At 71.1% G+C, this 17,240-nt stretch carries 15 protein-coding genes; 8 read left to right on the forward strand and 7 right to left on the reverse strand.

Annotated features, from left to right (window positions below):
* The first annotated feature begins 2 nt into the window (after nucleotides 1-2).
* Both ugpA and DK419_RS01900 read left to right on the forward strand, forming a co-directional pair.
* Entirely contained in the window at nucleotides 3-887 is an 885-nt protein-coding gene (ugpA, locus tag DK419_RS01895) for a sn-glycerol-3-phosphate ABC transporter permease UgpA (protein ID WP_109957599.1), read from the forward strand.
* A gap of 201 nt (nucleotides 888-1,088) precedes the next feature.
* Nucleotides 1,089-2,834, forward strand: coding sequence for a flagellin N-terminal helical domain-containing protein (locus tag DK419_RS01900; protein WP_109957600.1), 1,746 nt, complete (start codon nucleotides 1,089-1,091; stop codon nucleotides 2,832-2,834).
* A gap of 63 nt (nucleotides 2,835-2,897) precedes the next feature.
* Here the strand turns inward: DK419_RS01900 and DK419_RS01905 are convergent, their stop codons facing one another.
* The 3 genes from DK419_RS01905 to DK419_RS01915 form a co-directional block, all read right to left on the reverse strand.
* The gene (locus DK419_RS01905; protein ID WP_109957601.1) at nucleotides 2,898-3,317 is read right to left on the reverse strand and encodes a hypothetical protein; all 420 of its coding nucleotides are present in this window, start codon (nucleotides 3,315-3,317) and stop codon (nucleotides 2,898-2,900) included.
* A gap of 177 nt (nucleotides 3,318-3,494) precedes the next feature.
* Nucleotides 3,495-3,998, reverse strand: coding sequence for a GNAT family N-acetyltransferase (locus DK419_RS01910; RefSeq protein WP_245442794.1), 504 nt, complete (start codon nucleotides 3,996-3,998; stop codon nucleotides 3,495-3,497).
* Nucleotides 3,995-5,614, reverse strand: a complete 1,620-nt coding sequence (locus DK419_RS01915; RefSeq protein ID WP_109957603.1) for an OpgD/OpgG family glucan biosynthesis protein — start codon at nucleotides 5,612-5,614, stop codon at nucleotides 3,995-3,997. The genes DK419_RS01910 and DK419_RS01915 overlap by 4 nt, the downstream gene beginning before the upstream one ends.
* Before the next feature lie 699 nt (nucleotides 5,615-6,313).
* Between DK419_RS01915 and DK419_RS01920 the strand changes: the two genes are divergently transcribed.
* On the forward strand, nucleotides 6,314-7,480 hold the full coding sequence (locus DK419_RS01920) for a type III PLP-dependent enzyme (protein WP_109962065.1): 1,167 nt from the start codon (nucleotides 6,314-6,316) through the stop codon (nucleotides 7,478-7,480).
* Nucleotides 7,481-7,658: 178 nt separating this feature from the next.
* Entirely contained in the window at nucleotides 7,659-8,195 is a 537-nt protein-coding gene (locus DK419_RS01925) for a GNAT family N-acetyltransferase (RefSeq protein WP_109957604.1), read from the forward strand.
* A 194-nt stretch (nucleotides 8,196-8,389) separates the two neighbouring features.
* On the opposite strand, the gene DK419_RS01930 is transcribed toward DK419_RS01925, so the two are convergent.
* The 4 genes from DK419_RS01930 to paaG all read right to left on the reverse strand — a co-directional run bounded on the left by DK419_RS01930 (nucleotide 8,390) and on the right by paaG (nucleotide 11,874).
* Nucleotides 8,390-9,019, reverse strand: a complete 630-nt coding sequence (locus tag DK419_RS01930; RefSeq protein ID WP_109957605.1) for a TetR/AcrR family transcriptional regulator — start codon at nucleotides 9,017-9,019, stop codon at nucleotides 8,390-8,392.
* A gap of 27 nt (nucleotides 9,020-9,046) precedes the next feature.
* Entirely contained in the window at nucleotides 9,047-10,381 is a 1,335-nt protein-coding gene (gene paaK, locus DK419_RS01935; RefSeq protein ID WP_109957606.1) for a phenylacetate--CoA ligase PaaK, read from the reverse strand.
* Between the two features lie 216 nt (nucleotides 10,382-10,597).
* Nucleotides 10,598-11,023: a hydroxyphenylacetyl-CoA thioesterase PaaI gene (gene paaI / locus DK419_RS01940; protein WP_109962066.1), complete on the reverse strand. Its 426-nt coding sequence runs from the start codon at nucleotides 11,021-11,023 to the stop codon at nucleotides 10,598-10,600.
* A 35-nt stretch (nucleotides 11,024-11,058) separates the two neighbouring features.
* Nucleotides 11,059-11,874: a 2-(1,2-epoxy-1,2-dihydrophenyl)acetyl-CoA isomerase PaaG gene (gene paaG, locus DK419_RS01945; RefSeq protein ID WP_109957607.1), complete on the reverse strand. Its 816-nt coding sequence runs from the start codon at nucleotides 11,872-11,874 to the stop codon at nucleotides 11,059-11,061.
* Nucleotides 11,875-12,116: 242 nt separating this feature from the next.
* On the opposite strand from paaG, the gene DK419_RS01950 reads away from it, so the two are divergent.
* From DK419_RS01950 to DK419_RS01965, 4 genes are all read left to right on the forward strand, one after another.
* Nucleotides 12,117-13,274, forward strand: coding sequence for an ABC transporter substrate-binding protein (locus tag DK419_RS01950; protein WP_109957608.1), 1,158 nt, complete (start codon nucleotides 12,117-12,119; stop codon nucleotides 13,272-13,274).
* 358 nt (nucleotides 13,275-13,632) lie between these two features.
* Nucleotides 13,633-14,670 carry a branched-chain amino acid ABC transporter permease gene (locus tag DK419_RS01955; protein ID WP_109957609.1) on the forward strand — a complete coding sequence of 346 codons (1,038 nt, stop codon included), beginning with the start codon at nucleotides 13,633-13,635 and terminating at the stop codon, nucleotides 14,668-14,670.
* A gap of 1 nt (nucleotide 14,671) precedes the next feature.
* On the forward strand, nucleotides 14,672-16,450 hold the full coding sequence (locus DK419_RS01960) for a branched-chain amino acid ABC transporter ATP-binding protein/permease (protein WP_109957610.1): 1,779 nt from the start codon (nucleotides 14,672-14,674) through the stop codon (nucleotides 16,448-16,450).
* A complete protein-coding gene (locus DK419_RS01965; RefSeq protein WP_109957611.1) occupies nucleotides 16,447-17,223 on the forward strand; it encodes an ABC transporter ATP-binding protein in 777 nt (258 codons plus the stop codon). The genes DK419_RS01960 and DK419_RS01965 overlap by 4 nt, the downstream gene beginning before the upstream one ends.
* Nucleotides 17,224-17,240 lie beyond the last annotated feature (17 nt).

Raw genomic sequence — 17,240 nt, forward strand, 5'->3', positions numbered from 1 at the left:
TCATGGGGCCCGAGCGCATCACCTTCGGAGGCCGGCTGCTGCCGGCGGCGCTGATCGCGCCGCAGCTCCTCATCGTCGGCCTGTTCTTCTACTGGCCGGCGGTGCAGGCGGTCTGGCAGTCGTTCCAGATGCAGGACGCGTTCGGGCTCTCGACCGAGTTCGTCTGGTTCGAGAATTACCGGGCCCTGTTCACGGACCCGGCCTACTACCAGGCCCTCGTCACCACGCTGGTCTTCGCGGCGGCGGTGGCGGGGCTTTCCTTGGGCTTCGCGCTGCTGCTCGCCGTGATGGCGGACCGGGAGATCCGGGGCTCCGGCATCTACCGGACCCTGCTGATCTGGCCCTACGCGGTGGCGCCGGCGGTGGCGGGCGTGCTGTTCGGCTTCCTGTTCCAGCCCGGCCTCGGCCTGATCGCCCGCGGGCTCAACCAGATCGGCATCCCGTGGAACCCGCTCCTCGACGGGAACCACGCCATGATCCTCGTGGTGATGGCGGCGGCCTGGAAGCAGGTCTCCTACAACTTCCTGTTCTTCCTCGCCGGCCTGCAGGCGATCCCGGGCAGCGTGATCGAGGCGGCGGCGATCGACGGCGCCGGCCCGGCGCGGCGGTTCTGGACCATCGTCTTCCCGCTGCTGTCGCCGACCACGTTCTTCCTGATGGTGGTCAACGTCGTCTACGCCTTCTGCGAGACGTTCGGCGTCATCGACGTGCTCACCCATGGCGGTCCGGGCCGGGCGACGCAGACCCTCGTCTACAAGGTCTACCAGGACGGCCGCATCGGCGCCGACCTCGGCGGCTCGGCGGCGCAGTCGGTGGTGCTGATGGCGATCGTGATCGGGCTGACGGCGATCCAGTTCCGCTACGTCGAGAAGCGGGTGGCGTATTGAGGCGGGAGCCCGACGAGGCAGCCGCCCTCATCGCCCTTCGGGCACGCATGGGGCCGAGGGCTCGGCGGTCCTTCGGGCACAACCGCGGGCAGGCCGCGGCCGGGCATTAGCGGTGCCCTAACCATTCTCGTTCACCAAGAAGCGGCATCTTTCCGGGCATGGCGGCATGGGCCGCCTCATGTCCCGCCGGGTACCGGGTTCATGGCCAGCCTGCTGACGAACGTCGCCGCTCTCGCGGCGCTGACGACGCTGAAGGGCGTGAACACACGGCTCGACGCGGTCAGCCATCGCGTTTCGACCGGTCGACGCGTGTCCTCGGCCGCCGACAACGCCGCCTACTGGGCGATCGCCACCGCCGTGCGCACCGACAATTCGTCGCTCTCGGCGCTGAAGGACACGCTGGGTCTCGGCGCCTCGGCGGTGGATGTCGCCTATAACGGTCTCAGCGCGGTGCTCGGCGATCTGCAGAGCCTGCGCGCCAAGCTGCAGACCGCCCTGGCTCCCGGCATCGACCGCGCCAAGATCCAGGTCGAGATCGCTGCCCTGCAGGAGCGGATGAAGGCCACCGCCAGCGCCTCGAACGCGTCGGGACAGAACTGGCTCTCGGTGGATTCGACCGATCCGCTCGGCTACCGCCCGGTGCGCGACTACGCCTCCGGCTTCTCGCGCAACGCCGCAGGCGGGATCGAGATGACCTACGCGTCGATTCCCGTCGCCGACATCGCGCTCTACAATGCCGGCGCCACCCGCACGACCGCGCCGGCGACTCCGGCGCGGGTCACCGCCGATTCCGCCTTGACCGGCGGCGTCGACTTCGGCGGCCCCCAGGACGTGCGCTTCACCGTGAGCCTCGACGGTTCGCCGGGGCGGGACCTCGTCCTGAACGGGACGACGCTGGCCGCGATCGCGGCGAACCTCGCGGGGGTCACCGCACAGGAACTGGTGCGCGCCCTCAACGTCCAGATCGCGGCCGATCCCGCGCTCGCCAGCGGCCTTCGGGCGGGTCTCGACGGTCAGGGCCTTCTGTACTTCGAGACCACGGCGACGGGTGCGGCCCGCAGTCTCGTGATCGACCGGACGAGCAGCGGGACGACCGTCGCCGGCGTGAACCTGCTCGCCAACAGCGGCTTCGAGAGCGGCCTGACGGACTGGTCGCTCACGGGCGACCTCAGCTACAGCGGCGTTCGAACGGACCGCGCCCATACCGGCAGCAACAGCATCGCCTTCGGCACGGTCAACGGAACGTCGCGCCTGGCGCAGGCCATCGCGACGGTGCCGGGACAGAGCTACCAGCTGGAGTTCTGGCTCCAGACCCCGGGCGGCGTTCCATCCAACTTCCTGGCGACGTGGGACGGAACGCCCGTGCTCGCGCTCGCCGATACGCCCTCGCAGCCTTTCACCCGCTACGCCTTCACGGTGACCGCGAGCGGATCCAGCACGACGCTCGCCTTCGAGGCGCGGCACGTCCCGAGCTACTGGTTCCTCGACGACGTCGCGGTCACTGCGACGCCGACCGGCCCCCCGCTCGGCTTCGGCAGCGCCGGGATCACTCGCGCCTCCGGTCACGGCTCGGCCGCCACGACCGCCAACGGCGGCATCCTCGACGCTGTCGACGCCCGGACCGGGACCGCGATCGCATCCCTGACCATCACCGGGCTCGGCGATCCTGCCATCGCGGCCCTGGTGGACCAGGTCGACGGCGCGATCGCCCGCGTCACGGATGCCGGCACCCGGCTCGGGGCCAGCAAGACCCTGATCGCCGGCCAGACCACCTTCCTCGACACCCTGATCAAGACCAATGCCCGGACCATCGGCATCCTGGTGGATGCCGACATCGAGCTGGAGACGACGCGGGTCAAGGCGCTCCAGACGCAGCAGCAGCTCGCGCTGCAGGCGCTCTCCATCGCCAACGCCTCGAACAGCACCGTGCTCAGCCTGTTCCGATAGCGGGCGCCGCCTCGTTTCGCGCCGCGCGTCCGGAGCGCCTCCGGGATCGCACCTCGAACGGGCTCACATCGCCCGCATCTGCCGGTCGACGAAGGCGTGCAGGCTCCCGACCTTCTCGGACATCCGCTCGTTGACGCACATCCGCACGGTGGTGCCATAATACAGCATCCCGTGGCTCTTCTGCTTGTGGCACTCGTAGACCGGCTTGGCGTAGACGCCGCCGGCGAGCAGCACCGGCACGACCAGCACCTTGGCGAGCGCGGCGAGGCCGCCGAGCCAGCGGCTGCCCGACCGCGCGGGGGCCGGCGTCCAGACGACCTCGACGATGCGCGGCTCGCGGGGTGCGACGTGGACGGGAAGCCGGGAACTCGGCGCGAGATGGTGAGGCGTCCGGTCGGGCACGGTGAGGGGCGGCAGCGTCCGTGCAACGCCACCGCGATGCCCGGCGATCATCCTGCGAAAATCGGCGTTGGTCAGGGCCATGGCTGCCATCGTCTCCACGAAGATCCCAGGGCGAGGCATCCTATGCCTCGGTCACCGGGATCTCTGCGTGCGGCGTGCCAACCGTAACAAGCCGGAAACCATGCCGAACCGGCACATTCCGCTGCGGCAAGCGGCTCTCGCCGTGAATGTCAGGTCCTGGACGCTGGAGGCGATGTCTCAGGATGGGGCAGGTCGGGCGCCCTCCCCTCCCGCGAGCGGCCTCTCGTAGCGCCAGGCGGTGGTACCGTCCTCGTAGTAGTCCGGCACGGTCTCGAAGCGGCGGTAGCCGCTGCGCTCGTAGAGGCGGATGCCGGCCCCGTTGTCCTCGCGGACCTCGAGCCGCAAGGCGTCGCAGCCATGGGCCAGGGCCTCCGCCTCGGCGGCCTCGAGCAGCACGCGGCCCAAGCCCGTGCCGGCCCGGCTCGGCGCTACCGCGATCGAGGACAGGCGGGCGCGGCGGCTGCCGCGGCGGCGCTCGATCGTGGCGGCGCCGATCAGCACCGCGCCGTCGAGGGCGACGAGGAGCGAGATCGAGGGCGAGGCGATGGCGTGGCGGATCGCCCGGCGCTCCGCCCGGTCGGTGGCGAAGGCCGCGACCTCGAGCGCCATCAGGGCGTCGAGGTCCTCTCGGAGTGCCGGCCGGATCGTGACGGCCGACGACGGGGACAGAGAACCGCTCACGCGGCCTTCCACGGATAGGTCCAGGTCTCGGTCAGGGTCTGGCCGCGGGCGCGCAGGAAGGCGCGCAGGTCCGTCGCCTGGCCGGCCTTGTCGAGCCGCACGTCGATCGCGGCGCGAAACCCCTTCACGTGGAGGTTCGGCACCAGCGAGATCGCGGTGATCTTGCCCGCCGTCGTCGAGGGCACGATCTCGACCGCCTTCGGGTCGGTGAGCCAGTAGGCGAGGTCGCCGCCCGAGAAGTCGACGAGGAAGCGGCGGGTGAGCGGATCGCTGCCGTCGGCCGTGCCGCCGCTCGCCGTGGTGCGGGCGACGTAGGTGTTCACCACCCGGCCGCCGGGATGGAGGTCGTCGGTCTCGGCGAGCGCCCGGACCTTGTAGGACAGCTCCACCGCCTCGCCCGGCTGATAGGGCTGCCTGGGCTGCCAGGAGGCCACGATGTTGTCGTGGGTCTCGTTCTGCGTCGGCAATTCGACGAGGCGCACCGTGCCCTCGCCCCACTCGCCCTGCGGCTCGACCCAGTAGCCCGGGCGGCGGTGATAGAACGCCTCAAGGTCCTGGTAGTCCTCGAACACCCGGTCGCGCTGCATCAGCCCGAACCCCTTCGGGTTGCGGTCCTCGAAGGCGGAGATCCAGCGCTCCTTCGGGTTGCGCAAGGGGCGCCAGATCCACTCGCCGCCGCCGGACTGCATCAGGAGCCCGTCGGAATCGTGCAGTTCGGGCCGGTAATCGTCCGAGTGGTGGCGGTCGTTCTCGCCGATGAAGAACATCGAGGTCAGCGGCGCGATGCCGACATTGGTCAGCTCCCGGCGCGGATGCAGCGAGCAGCGCACGTCGACCACGGTCTCGTCGCCCGGATAGACCAGGAACTGGAACGCGCCCGTGCAGGACGGCCCGTCGAGGAGCGCGTAGATCACCGCCCGGTCGGCGCCCTTCGGCGGCATCTCGATCCAGAACTCGCGGAAGACCGGGAACTCCTCCGGTCCGCCGACGCCCTCGACGTTGACGGCGAGGCCCCGTGCCGACAGCCCGTAGAGCTGGTCGCGGCCGAGGAAGCGGTAGTAGCTGGCGCCGAGGAACGAGATCAGCTCGTCGAGGAGGCCGGGCTTGTTGAGGGGGTAGTGCAACCTGAAGCCCGCGAAGCCGAGGGTGACCGGCAACGGCTTGTCGATGGTGGTGCGACCGTAATCGAACAGGCCGGGCTGGTAGGGGATCGGCGTCGGCACGCCGTCGCGCACCACGTTCACGGTCACCGGCCGGGTGTAGAGGAAGCCGAGGTGGAACAGCTGGAGCCGGAACGGCCCGTCCTGGTCCCCGAGCAGCGCCCGGTCGGGCCGGAAGCGGATGTCGCGCCACGCGTCGTAGTCGAGCGAGGCGAGCGGCGCCGGCAGCGGCGCCACGTTCGTCTCGAAGGGGGCGCCCGCGAGAGCCTTCGCCCGGCGCACCACCTCGTCGAAGCGGAAGCGCGGCGGACCGGACGGGGCCGGGCTCGGGGCCGGCGGCGGCAGGGCGCTCGGGCCGGGCTGGGTCGGCCCGACCTGGGCGGAGGCCGCCCGGGAGAGAGCGGCGGTGGAGAGCAGGCCGGCGAGGAGCGCGCGGCGCGAGGGTGCGAGGGTCATGGTGATCCAGAGAGTAAGGCGCGCGTCCTGAACGCGCGCCCCTGCGCGTCGCCGGGTTGAATGGCCCGTCCGGCGCCGGTTGAGAAGGCCCCGTCGCATGACGGTTTCTCCATGGGACGAAGCCCGGCCGTGTCTCCCGCGCCACGCCTGAAAAATCGGGCGGAAATCCGCCCGGCGGGGCTTGCGGCGAGGGGGCATGGTCCGTATCTACCGCCTTGCCCAATTTCGCACGTGCCTGTGGCCGCGTGCCGGTTGGTGGGCATCCGGACAAGAGGCCGGACAGCCGCCAGGGGTCTTAAAGGATCGATGGCCGGGAAGGGTGGATCCCTCCGGCCGGCATCCAGGTGGCGACACCGGACCCCGACAACAACCGGCAGCCGGAGGCAAAACCGGCGAACCCCGCTCTCCACGGGGGACGCAGCTTAAAGCAACGACGAACGGGCTTTTTTGGTCTCGTCGGCCCTCCAAAGGCCGACACCGAAGAGGCTTGTTTCTCCTTGCCCCGAGTGCGGATCGGGTTTCCCCGTTCCAAGCAAAGGCAGCTTCCGGGTGCTCTGCGCCCGCGTCGCACGGCGTGTCTCCACAGCACGTTCGCGCCGCGCCGCATCGCCCCCTGACGCCGGACGGCCGACGCGCGCCGTCTCGATCTCGACTTCGGGTTCCCGCGGGAGCCCTCTCGAACCTTTGGTGGGGCTGATCATGACCGATCGCATCCGCGATTTCCTGCGCGTGCGCCGCGAGCTCGGCCGGGACGAGGGTCCCGTGATGGTGCTCGACCTCGACGTCGTGCGCGACAACTACACCGCCTTCGCCCGCGCCCTGCTGGACACCCGGGTCTTCTACGCCGTCAAGGCGAACCCGGCCCCCGAGGTGCTGCGCGCGCTCGCCGAGATGGGCTCCTGCTTCGACACCGCCTCGGTGGTCGAGGTGCAGATGGCGCTGGCCGCCGGCGCCACCGCCGACCGCGTGTCGTTCGGCAACACCATCAAGAAGGAGCGCTGCATCGCCCGCGCGCTGCAGCTCGGCGTGCGGCTCTTCGCCGTCGACTGCCAGGCCGAGGTCGACAAGATCGCCCGCGCCGCCGACGCGGTCAAGGTTGCCCGCGAGGACGTGCAGGTGTTCTGCCGCATCCTGTGCGACGGCGCCGGCGCCGAGTGGCCGCTCTCGCGCAAGTTCGGCTGCGTGCCGGAGATGGCGGTGGACGTGCTCGAGCACGCCACCCGGGCGGGCCTCCACGCCTACGGCGTGTCGTTCCACGTCGGCTCGCAGCAGGGCAACACGGAAGCCTGGGACGGGGCGCTCGCCTCCGCCTCGATGATCTTCCGCGAATGCGCGACCCGCGGCATCCATCTGTCGATGGTGAACCTCGGCGGCGGCTTCCCGACCAAGTACCTCAAGGCGGTGCCGGGCGTGGAATCCTACGGCGACGCGATCTTCCGGGCGCTGACCAAGCATTTCGGCAACCAGCTCCCCGAGACGATCATCGAGCCGGGCCGCGGCATGGTCGGCAACGCCGGCGTGATCGAGGCCGAGGTGGTGCTGGTCTCGCAGAAGTCGGACGCCCCCGACGAGGTGCGGTGGGTCTACCTCGACATCGGCAAGTTCGGCGGGCTCGCCGAGACGATGGACGAGTCGATCCGCTACCGCATCGTCACCGAGCACGACGAGGACCGCACGGTCCCCTGCGTGCTCGCCGGCCCGACCTGCGACTCGGCCGACGTGCTCTACGAGAAGACCCCGTACCCGCTGCCGATCTCGCTGTCGATCGGCGACAAGGTGCTGATCGAGGGGGCTGGCGCCTACACCACCACCTATGCGGCGGTGGCGTTCAACGGCTTCCCGCCGCTCCAGTCCTACGTGATCTGATCGTTCTGCGCCTTCGGGGCGCAGAACGCCGGAACGATGCGCCGGGTCGGCCGTTCTGACGGGCCCCGGCGCGTCCGCGCCTGCATCCATCATCCCACGAGTCCCGGACGGCCTGCCGCGCGCGGCAGGTGCGAGGGCTGTCCTTTGCCCGTTTTGTCAGTCTCGGGAGGGTACGGCCGTGATCGAGATCCGCGACGAGCGCGCCGCCGATATCGCCGCCCGCGAGCACCTGCTCGATGCGTGCTTCGGCGAGGCCCGCTTCACCAAGACCTGCGAGCGCCTGCGCGAGGGCCGCCTGCCGGCGGACGGCCTCGCCCTGGTGGTCGAGATGCAGGATCGCCTGGTCGCCACATTGCGCCTGTGGCACGTCGAGGCCGGCGACCGCCCCGCCCTGATGCTCGGGCCGATCGCGGTCGATCCGGGCCTGCACGGGCTCGGGATCGGCAACCGGCTGATGCGCGAGGCGCTGGAGCGTGCGGCCTCGCTCGGCCACCGGGCGGTGATCCTGGTGGGCGATGCGCCCTACTACGCCCGCTTCGGCTTCACCCGCGAGCGGGTCGGGCGCTTGCGCCTGCCCGGCCCCTACGCGCCGGAGCGGTTCTTGGGCCTCGACCTCGTGCCCGGCGCGCTCGACGGCGCGACCGGCATGGTGCGGGCGACCGGGCGGGTGGTGCCGGGCACCCTGCCGGTGGAGGCGTTCCGCGTGGCGGCGTGAATTCCGGAAGGCGCGCGCTTCTCCTCTCCCCGCCTGGCGGGGAGAGGGGGTGTCTCAGTATGAGGCTCTTGCGGGAAATCCCCCCTCACCCTCGGCTGGCGCCTCACTCCGTCGACGACGGGGGCGCCGGGGCCCTCTCCCCGCCCGCGGGGAGAGGAGGACGCGCACGGAGGCGGCGAGAAAACTTCCGGTCTTCATCCCCCCACCGCCCGCACCTGCGCCGCCCTCTCCGCCCCGATCCCCCGCGCGCCCTCGGCGATCAGCCGCGTGACGAGGTCCGCGTAATCCGCCCGGGTCAGCCCGGCGCCGGGCTTGAACCAGAGGTAGTGCCAGTTGACCATGCCGAAGAACGACATGGTCACGGGCTTGAGGAGCGCCGTCCCGGCGAGGTGCGGCGCAACCCCGGCGATCGCCTCGGAGAACAGGCGCACCAATTCGCGCTCGCTCGCCTTCACCTCCGCCTGCCGCTCGGGCGAGAGCAGGCCCAGATGGTTGATCTGCACCTTGTGCTGGGCGTCGGCGTCCCGGTACGCCTCGAGCAGCGCCTCGCTGAGGCTGCGCAGCCGCGGCTCGGGCGGCAGCCCCGGGCGGTCGGCGGCCTCGACCGCTTCCAGCAGCTCCTCGAGGTGCCGCCGGATCACGTCGAACAGGATCTCGTCCTTGTCGCGGTAGTAATGGTAGAGGTTCGCCTTCGAGACGCCGCAGGCCTCGGCGATCCGGCTCATCGAGGCGCGGTCGTAGCCGTGGGCGGCGAACAGCTCGGCCGAGCGATCGAGGATCGCCCGGCGCTTGTCGTCGTAGTCGCTGGCGCGGGTGCGGGCCATGGGGTCTCGTCGCTGCTCGTCTGGTCGCTAGCCCCGGGGGCGCTGGTCGATGACGCGGCGGGCCTTGCCGAGGGAGCGCTCGATGCCGCCCGGCGGCAGGACTTCGACCGTCGCGGTGATCCCGATCGTGTCCTTGACCGCGTGGCAGAGCCGGTCGGCCGCGGCCTCGCGCAGGTCCGCGATGTCGGCCTCCGGCCGCGCCTCGACGCGGATCGTCATCGTGTCCATCCGGCCTTCGCGCGCCAGCACCACCTGGTAATGGGCCGAGAGGGCCGGGATCTGGAGGATCTTCTCCTCGATCTGGCTCGGGAAGACGTTGACCCCGCGCACGATCATCATGTCGTCGGAGCGGCCGGTGATCTTCTCCATCCGCCGCATCGCCCGGGCGGTGCCCGGCAGCAGCCGGGTCAGGTCGCGGGTGCGGTAGCGGATCACCGGCATCGCCTGCTTGGTGAGCGAGGTGAAGACGAGTTCCCCCTCCTCCCCGTCCGGCAGCACCTCGCCGGTGCGCGGATCGACGATCTCCGGGTAGAAGTGGTCCTCCCAGACGTGCAGCCCGTCCTTGGTCTCGACGCACTCGCTCGCCACCCCCGGCCCCATCACCTCGGACAGGCCGTAGATGTCGACGGCGTGGAGGTCGAACGCCTCCTCGATCTCGCTCCGCATCGCGTTGGTCCAGGGCTCGGCCCCGAAGATGCCGACCTTGAGCGAGGAGGCCCGCGGATCGAGCCCCTGGCGCCGGAACTCGTCGAGGATCGCCAGCATGTAGGACGGCGTCACCATGATGATGTCGGGCTTGAAGTCCTGGATCAGCTGGACCTGGCGCTCGGTCATCCCGCCCGACATCGGGATCACCGTGCAGCCGAGGCGCTCGGCGCCGTAATGGGCGCCCAAGCCTCCGGTGAACAGCCCGTAGCCGTAGGCGACGTGGATCAGCATCCCGGGCCGCCCGCCCGCAGCGCGGATCGAGCGCGCCACCACGTCGGCCCAGGTGTCGATGTCGGCCCGGGTGTAGCCGACCACCGTCGGCTTGCCGGTGGTGCCCGACGAGGCGTGGATGCGCGCCACCTCCTCGCGCGGCACCGCGAACATGCCGAAGGGGTAGTTCGCCCGGAGATCCGCCTTCGCCGTGAAGGGGAAGCGGGCGAGGTCGGGCAGGTCCCGGAAGTCGCCCGGGTGCACGCCGGCCGCGTCGAAGGCGGCGCGGTAATGGGGGACGTTGGAATAGGCGTGGTGCAGGGTCTCGCGCAGCTTCTCGCGCTGCCAGGCGGCGAGTTCGGCCCGCGAGGCGGTCTCGAACCGGTCGAGCTCGGAGGCGTCCGGCACCATGCGGGCGAGCTTGCGGGGGGCGATCTGGAGCATGGCGTCTCTCCCTGGCGTGTTTTCGACTTTCTATTCGCAGACTAACCCGATCATCCCACTTGCGAGCTCATCCTGAGGAGCGAGCCGAGCGAGCCTCGAAGGAAGGCTCCGGAAGTCTACGCTCGCCCTGGAGCCCTCCGTCGAGGTCGGTCGGTTTTCAATCGACCGACACCTCCTCAGGATGAGGTCGCAGGCGGGATCGGGGAAAGATGGCGTTCAGCCGGGCTCCACTCGGTCCGGCGACGCCGCCCCGCCCTCCCCCGCCAGCACCGTCCCCGGCACGGTGCGCGAGTGGCCGCGGAACTCCGCCACCGCCCGGCCCTCCGCATCCGTGACCGTCACGTCGTAGATCCCGGAGCGTCCCTCGCGCACCCGCTCGACGGCCCGCGCCGTCAGCACCTCGCCGCGCTTGCCCGGCCGCAGGAACGTCACCGCACAATGCTGCGCCACCGCCCGCTGGTCGTAGGCGTTGCACGCGAAGGCGAAGGCCGAGTCGGCGAGCGCGAAGAGGAAGCCGCCGTGGCAGGAGCCGTGGCCGTTCACCATGTCGTCGCGCACGCGCATCGACAAGACCGCCTCTCCCGGGCCGACATGGTCGAGGGACATCCCGAGCCCCTGGCTCGCCCGGTCCCCGGCCCACATCGCCTCGGCGCAGGCGCGGGCGAGCTCGTCGGGGCTCACCGCTTGCGCCCGGTGAAGCGGGCCGGGCGCTTCTCCAAGAAGGCCGCCACGCCCTCGCGGTAATCCGGCGAGCGCCCGGCCTCTCCTTGAAGGTCGCTCTCGACCTGGAGCTGCTGGTCGAGGTCGTTCGTCTCCGAGGCGTCCAGCGCGCGGCGGATGAGGGCGAGGCCGTAGGTCGGGGCCTGCGCGAGCTGGGCGGCCAGCCGATGGGCCTCGGCCATCAGCGCGGCGTCGTCGATCACCCGCCAGATCATGCCCCAGGCCTCCGCCTGCTCGGCGGTGATCGGCTCGGCCAAGAGCGCCATGCCGCGGGCGCGCGCCCGGCCGGCGAGGCGCGGCAAGAGCCAGGTGCCGCCGGCATCCGGGATCAGGCCGAGCTTGGCGAAGGCCTGGAGGAACTTCGCCGAGCGCGCGGCGAGGACGAGGTCGCCGTGGAAGGCGAGGCTGGCGCCGGCCCCGGCCGCGACGCCGTTGACGGCGCAGATCAGCGGCATCGGCAACTCGCGGATCTGACGCACCAGCGGGTTGTAGAATTCCTCGAGGGTGCGCGAGAGGTCCGGCTCGACGTCGGGCGCGAAGTTACGGGCCGAGAGGTCCTGGCCGGCGCAGAAGCCGCGGCCCGCCCCGGTGAGGATCAGCGCCCGGCACTCCGGATCGGCCGACGCATCGCTCAGGGCGGCCCGCAGGGCGAGGTGCAGCGGCTCGTTGAAGGCGTTGAGCCGATCGGGCCGGTTGAGCACCAGCACGCGGTAGCCCGCGTGGCTTTCCGTCAGGACCAGCGCTTCGCCCGTCCCGCTCGTTGCCTCACTCATCGGTGCGTCCTCCCCGTCGCACCGTGTCGGGTCTCCCCGCCGGCGCGATCTATTGACCAACCGGACGGTAAATTATAAATCTCGAGGTACGAAGTCAAACGCTCGACGCCGTTAGCCGAACGCCAGGGTGGACGGACGCCGCGCGGGATTGCAAAGCACGAACGGACGGGCTCAACGAGGCCCGCGATGGCGGCGACCGGACCGAACGACCGGCGCGGCCCGCATAAGGGGAGGACACCACCATGAGGCGCATCGTCTGGGCGCTCGCCCTCGCCGGCACCGTTCTGGCCGGACCCGTGCTGGCGCAGCCGATCAAGATCGGCGTCACCATCGCCAAGACCGGCCCGGCGGCCTCGCTGGGCATCCCGCAGGCCAACACCGTGACGCTGCTGCCGACCGAGATCGGCGGGCAGAAGGTCGAGTGGATCGTCCTCGACGACGCGACCGACACCACCAAGGGCGTCGCCAACGCGCGCAAGCTCGCGAGCGACGATCACGTCGACGCCATCGTCGGCTCGTCGGTGACCCCGGTCTCCCTCGCCATGGTGGAGGTCGCTGCCGAGGCCAAGGTGCCGCTGATCAGCCTCGCCGCCTCCTCCAAGATCGTCGCCCCGATGGACGACAAGCGCCGCTGGGTGTTCAAGGCGCCGCAGAACGACGCCCTGATGGCCGAGGCGATCGCCGCCCACATGGCGAAGGCCGGCGTGAAGTCGGTCGGCTTCATCGGCTTCAACGACGCCTACGGCGACGGCTGGCTCGCGGAGGTCACCCCCCGGCTCGAGGCCAAGGGCATCAAGCTCGCCGCCACCGAGCGCTACGCCCGCACCGATACCAGCGTCACCGGCCAGGTGCTGAAGGTGATGGCGGCGAAGCCCGACGCGGTACTGATCGCGGGCTCCGGCACCCCCGCCGCCCTGCCGCAGAAGACGCTCAAGGAGCGCGGCTACGCCGGCAAGTACTACCAGACCCACGGGGTCGCCAATGCCGACTTCCTGCGCGTCGGCGGCAAGGACCTGGAGGGCACGGTGCTGCCGGCCGGCCCCCTGCTGGTGGCCGAGCAGCTGCCCGAATCGAACCCGGTGCGCAAGGTCGCCCTCGACTACACCAAGGCCTACGAGGCGAAGTTCGGGGCGGGCTCGCTCGCGACCTTCGGCGGCCACGCCTACGACGCGCAGGTGCTGCTCGCGAACGCGATCCCCGTCGCGCTCAAGACCGCAAAGCCGGGTACCCCTGAGTTCCGCGCGGCCCTGCGCGACGCGATCGAGGGCCTGAAGGAGGTCGTGTACACCAACGGCGTCGTCACCATGACCCCGACCGACCATGTCGGCCAGGACGACCGCGCCCGCGTGATGGTGACGATCGAGAACGGCAAGTGGAAGCTGTTGTCGGCGACGAACTGATCGGTGGCTGCCGCGCGATCTGTTCAGAGATCTTTTGAAGCGCGGGATCCCCTCTCCAGGCGATGCCGGGCCTGCCCGGTATCGCTGCAAGGTGTGGGAGAGGGGTAGGGGTGAGGGTGACACGCTTCAGTGTAAAGCTCGAACTGTCGTGCTGGCAGCTCAACGATCTGAGCTTCGATCAGGACCGTAGCACCCTCACCCCTAACCCCTCTCCCACACGGGAGAGGGGGACGCGCTCGAATTTCCTCGGATCGATCGAGCGGAACCCACGCGAGATCGCCCGGCACCTCAGCATGAGGTCGCGCGTGGGATCGATCTAGGCAACGACACCCCTCAAAGACGCCCAGGACCCTCCTCCGTGGACGCCACGATCCTCCTTCTCCTCCTCCAGGACGGCGTCGTGAACGGCGCGATCTACGCGCTGATCGCCCTGTCGCTGGTCCTGGTCTTCACCGTCACGCGGGTGATCCTGATCCCGCAGGGCGAGTTCGTCGCCTACGGGGCGCTGACGCTGGCGAGCCTGGAGGCCGGCACCCTGCCGGGCACGGTGCCGCTGCTCTTAGGCCTCGGCGGTCTCGCGTTCCTCGCCGACTGCGCCGAGGCGCGCCACACCCTCGATCGCCGGACGCTCCTGCGCGTCGCCTCGCGCGACCTCGTCCTGCCGGCCCTCGTCGCCGTCGCGGCCTGGTTCCTGGCGCCGACGAAGCCGGGGCTCGTGGTGGAGATCCTGATCACGCTCGCCATCGTGACGCCGATGGGCGGCTTCCTGCACGCGGTGGCGTTCCGCCCGCTCGCCCACGCCTCGGTGCTGGTGCTGCTGATCGCCTCGGTCGGCGTGCACCTGGCGCTGACCGGCCTCGGCCTCGTGTTCTTCGGCGCGGAAGGCTCGCGCACCCCGCCGCTGTCGGAGGCCTCGTTCCCGGCCGGCCCCCTGCTGGTCAGCGGGCAGTCCCTGTGGATGATCGGCCTGACGCTCGCGATCATCGTGGGCCTCTGGTTGTTCTTCTCGCGCACGCTGCTCGGCAAGGCGCTGATCGCCACCGCGGTCAACCGGCTCGGCGCCCGGCTGATGGGCATCGCGCCCTCGCTCGCCGGCCGGCTCAGCTTCTCGGTCGCGGCCTTCATCGGGGCTTTGTCCGGCGTGCTGATCGCGCCGCTCACCACCGTCTACTACGACACCGGCTTCCTCATCGGCCTCAAGGGCTTCGTCGCGGCGATCATCGCGGGGCTCGCCAGCTACCCGGCGGCGGCCGCCGCCGCGATCCTCGTCGGCATCATCGAATCCGTCGCCTCGTTCGAGGCCAGCGCCTTCAAGGAGGTGATCGTGTTCATGGCGATCATCCCGGTCCTGCTCTGGCGCTCCCTGCGCTCGGCCCCGATCGAGGACGAGGAGTAAGATGCACACCCGCCTCGCTCCCACCAGTCTTCTTGCCGGCCTGACCGCCCTCGCCGTCGTCGCGCTGCCGTTCCTCCCCGGCGTGCCGCCGTTCTGGCTCACGCTCCTCACCTATGCCGGGCTTTCCGCCATCGTGGTCACGGGGCTCGTGGTGCTCACCGGCGTCGCGGGCATCACCTCCTTCGGGCAGGCGATGTTCGTCGGCATCAGCGCCTACGCCACGGCGCTCCTCACCACCCAAGGAGGGCTCTCGCCCTGGCTGTCGCTGCCGGTGGCCCTGCTGCTGTCGGCGGCGGCCGCCTGGGTCATCGGGGCGATCACGCTCCGGCTCTCGGGCCACTACCTGCCGCTCGGCACCATCGCCTGGAACATCTCGTTCTTCTACGTGCTCGGCAACACCGACGCGCTCGGCCGCTACGACGGCCTGACCGGCCTGCCGCCGATCGCGATCCTCGGTCATCCGATCCTCGGCGGCGGCGAAGCGCTGCTGCTGACCTGGGGGTTCCTGGGCGCCTGCCTGTGGCTGACCCACCGCCTGCTGCGCTCGCGCACCGGCCGGGCGATCCGGGCGCTCAAGGGCGGGGTGGTGGCGGCGGAATCCTTCGGGGTCGATACCGCCCGGGTGAAGATCGTCGCCTTCGTGTACGCGGCGATGCTGGCGGCCCTGTCGGGCTGGCTCTACGCCCACATCCAGCGCGCCATCAACCCGACGCCGTTCGGCATCAATGCGGGCATCGAGTACCTGCTGATGGCGGTGATCGGCGGCGCCGGCTCGATCGGCGGCGGCGTCCTCGGCGCCGTGCTGGTGACGGTGCTGAAGGACCAGCTCCAGAACGTGCTGCCGCTGGTCTTCGGCAGTCAGGGCAACTTCGAGGCGATCGTGTTCGGGGTGCTGCTGGTACTGATGCTCCAGCGCGCACCCGAAGGCCTGTGGCCGCTGATCGTCCGCCGCACGGTCTCGGCCCCGCCGGACCGCGGGCCGGCGACCGCCCCCCTCGCGCCGCGCCCGGCCGCCGCCCCCGGCACGGTGCTGCTCGAGGCCTCGAACCTCAGGAAGACCTTCGGCGGCCTCGTCGCGGTCAACGACATCGGCTTCCAGGTCGCGGCCGGCGAGGTGGTGGCGCTGATCGGGCCGAACGGCGCCGGCAAGAGCACCACCTTCAACCTCGTCACCGGGGTCGCGCGCCTGACCTCCGGGGCGGTGCGCCTCGGGGGCCGCGAGGTCGCCGGCCTGCCGGCCCGGCGCATCGCCCGGCTCGGCTGCGCCCGCACCTTCCAGCACGTCAAGCTCGTCGCCGGCATGTCGGTGATCGAGAACGTCGCGCTCGGCGCCCACCTGCGCGGCGCGGCCGGCCCGGTGCGCGGCGCGCTCGGGCTCGATTCCGCGGAAGAGGCGGCGCTGTTCGCCGAGGCCGACCGGCAGCTCGCCCGGGTCGGTCTGTCGGCCTGCCGCGACCTGCCGGCGGCGAGCCTGGCGCTCGGCCAGCAGCGCATCGTCGAGATCGCCCGGGCGCTGTGCCTCGGCCCGCAGCTCCTCCTCCTCGACGAGCCGGCCGCAGGGCTCCGCCACCAGGAGAAGCAGGGCTTGAGCGACCTCCTGCGCCGCCTGCGCCAGGAGGGCCTCGGCATCCTGCTCGTCGAGCACGACATGGATTTCGTGATGGGGCTCGCCGACCGGCTGGTGGTGATGAATTTCGGCGCCAAGCTGTGCGAGGGCGCCCCGGCGACCGTGCGCCGCGACCCGGCGGTGGTCGAGGCCTATCTGGGGAGCGCCGCATGACGCGTCCGATGCTCGAGGCGGAGACCGTCTCCGTCGCCTACGGCAAGGTCGAGGCGGTGCGCGGCGTCTCGCTCACGGTCGAGCCCGGCCGCCTCGTCACGGTGCTGGGCGCCAACGGCGCCGGCAAGACGACGCTCCTCAACGCCCTGATGGGCGTGCTGCCGGCAAAGGGCGCCATCCGCTTCGAAGGGGACGACCTGACGCGGCTGCCCGTCGAGGCCCGCGTCGCCAAGGGCCTGAGCCTGATCCCCGAGCGCCGCGAGCTGTTCTCGACCATGACCGTCGAGGACAACCTGAAGCTCGGCGCCTTCCGGTTCCGCGGCAAGGCGGGGGGCACGACAGGGGGCAAGGGCGGCGGCGATCTCGGCGAGATGTACCGCCTCTTCCCCCGCCTCGCCGAGCGCCGGCGCCAGCACGCCGGCACGCTCTCAGGGGGAGAGCGCCAGATGCTCGCCATGGCCCGGGCGCTCATGGGCCGTCCGCGCCTCCTGATGCTCGACGAGCCGAGCCTCGGCCTCGCGCCCCTCATCGTCGCCGAGGTGATGCGCACCGTGGCGCGCCTGCGCGACGAGGGGGTGGCGATCCTCCTCGTCGAGCAGAACGCCCGCGCGGCGCTCCGGATCGCCGATCACGGCTACGTCCTCGACGGCGGCAGCGTGGTGATCGAGGGCGACAGCCGCACCCTCCAGGGCGACGCCAGGGTGGTCGAGACCTATCTCGGCACCCTCGCGGTCGACGAGTCCCCGCCGAGCCGCGCCGCCTCCGGGCGGTGAGGCGGCGGCGCGGATCG

Source organism: Methylobacterium terrae, from assembly GCF_003173755.1.
Taxonomy (GTDB): domain Bacteria; phylum Pseudomonadota; class Alphaproteobacteria; order Rhizobiales; family Beijerinckiaceae; genus Methylobacterium; species Methylobacterium terrae.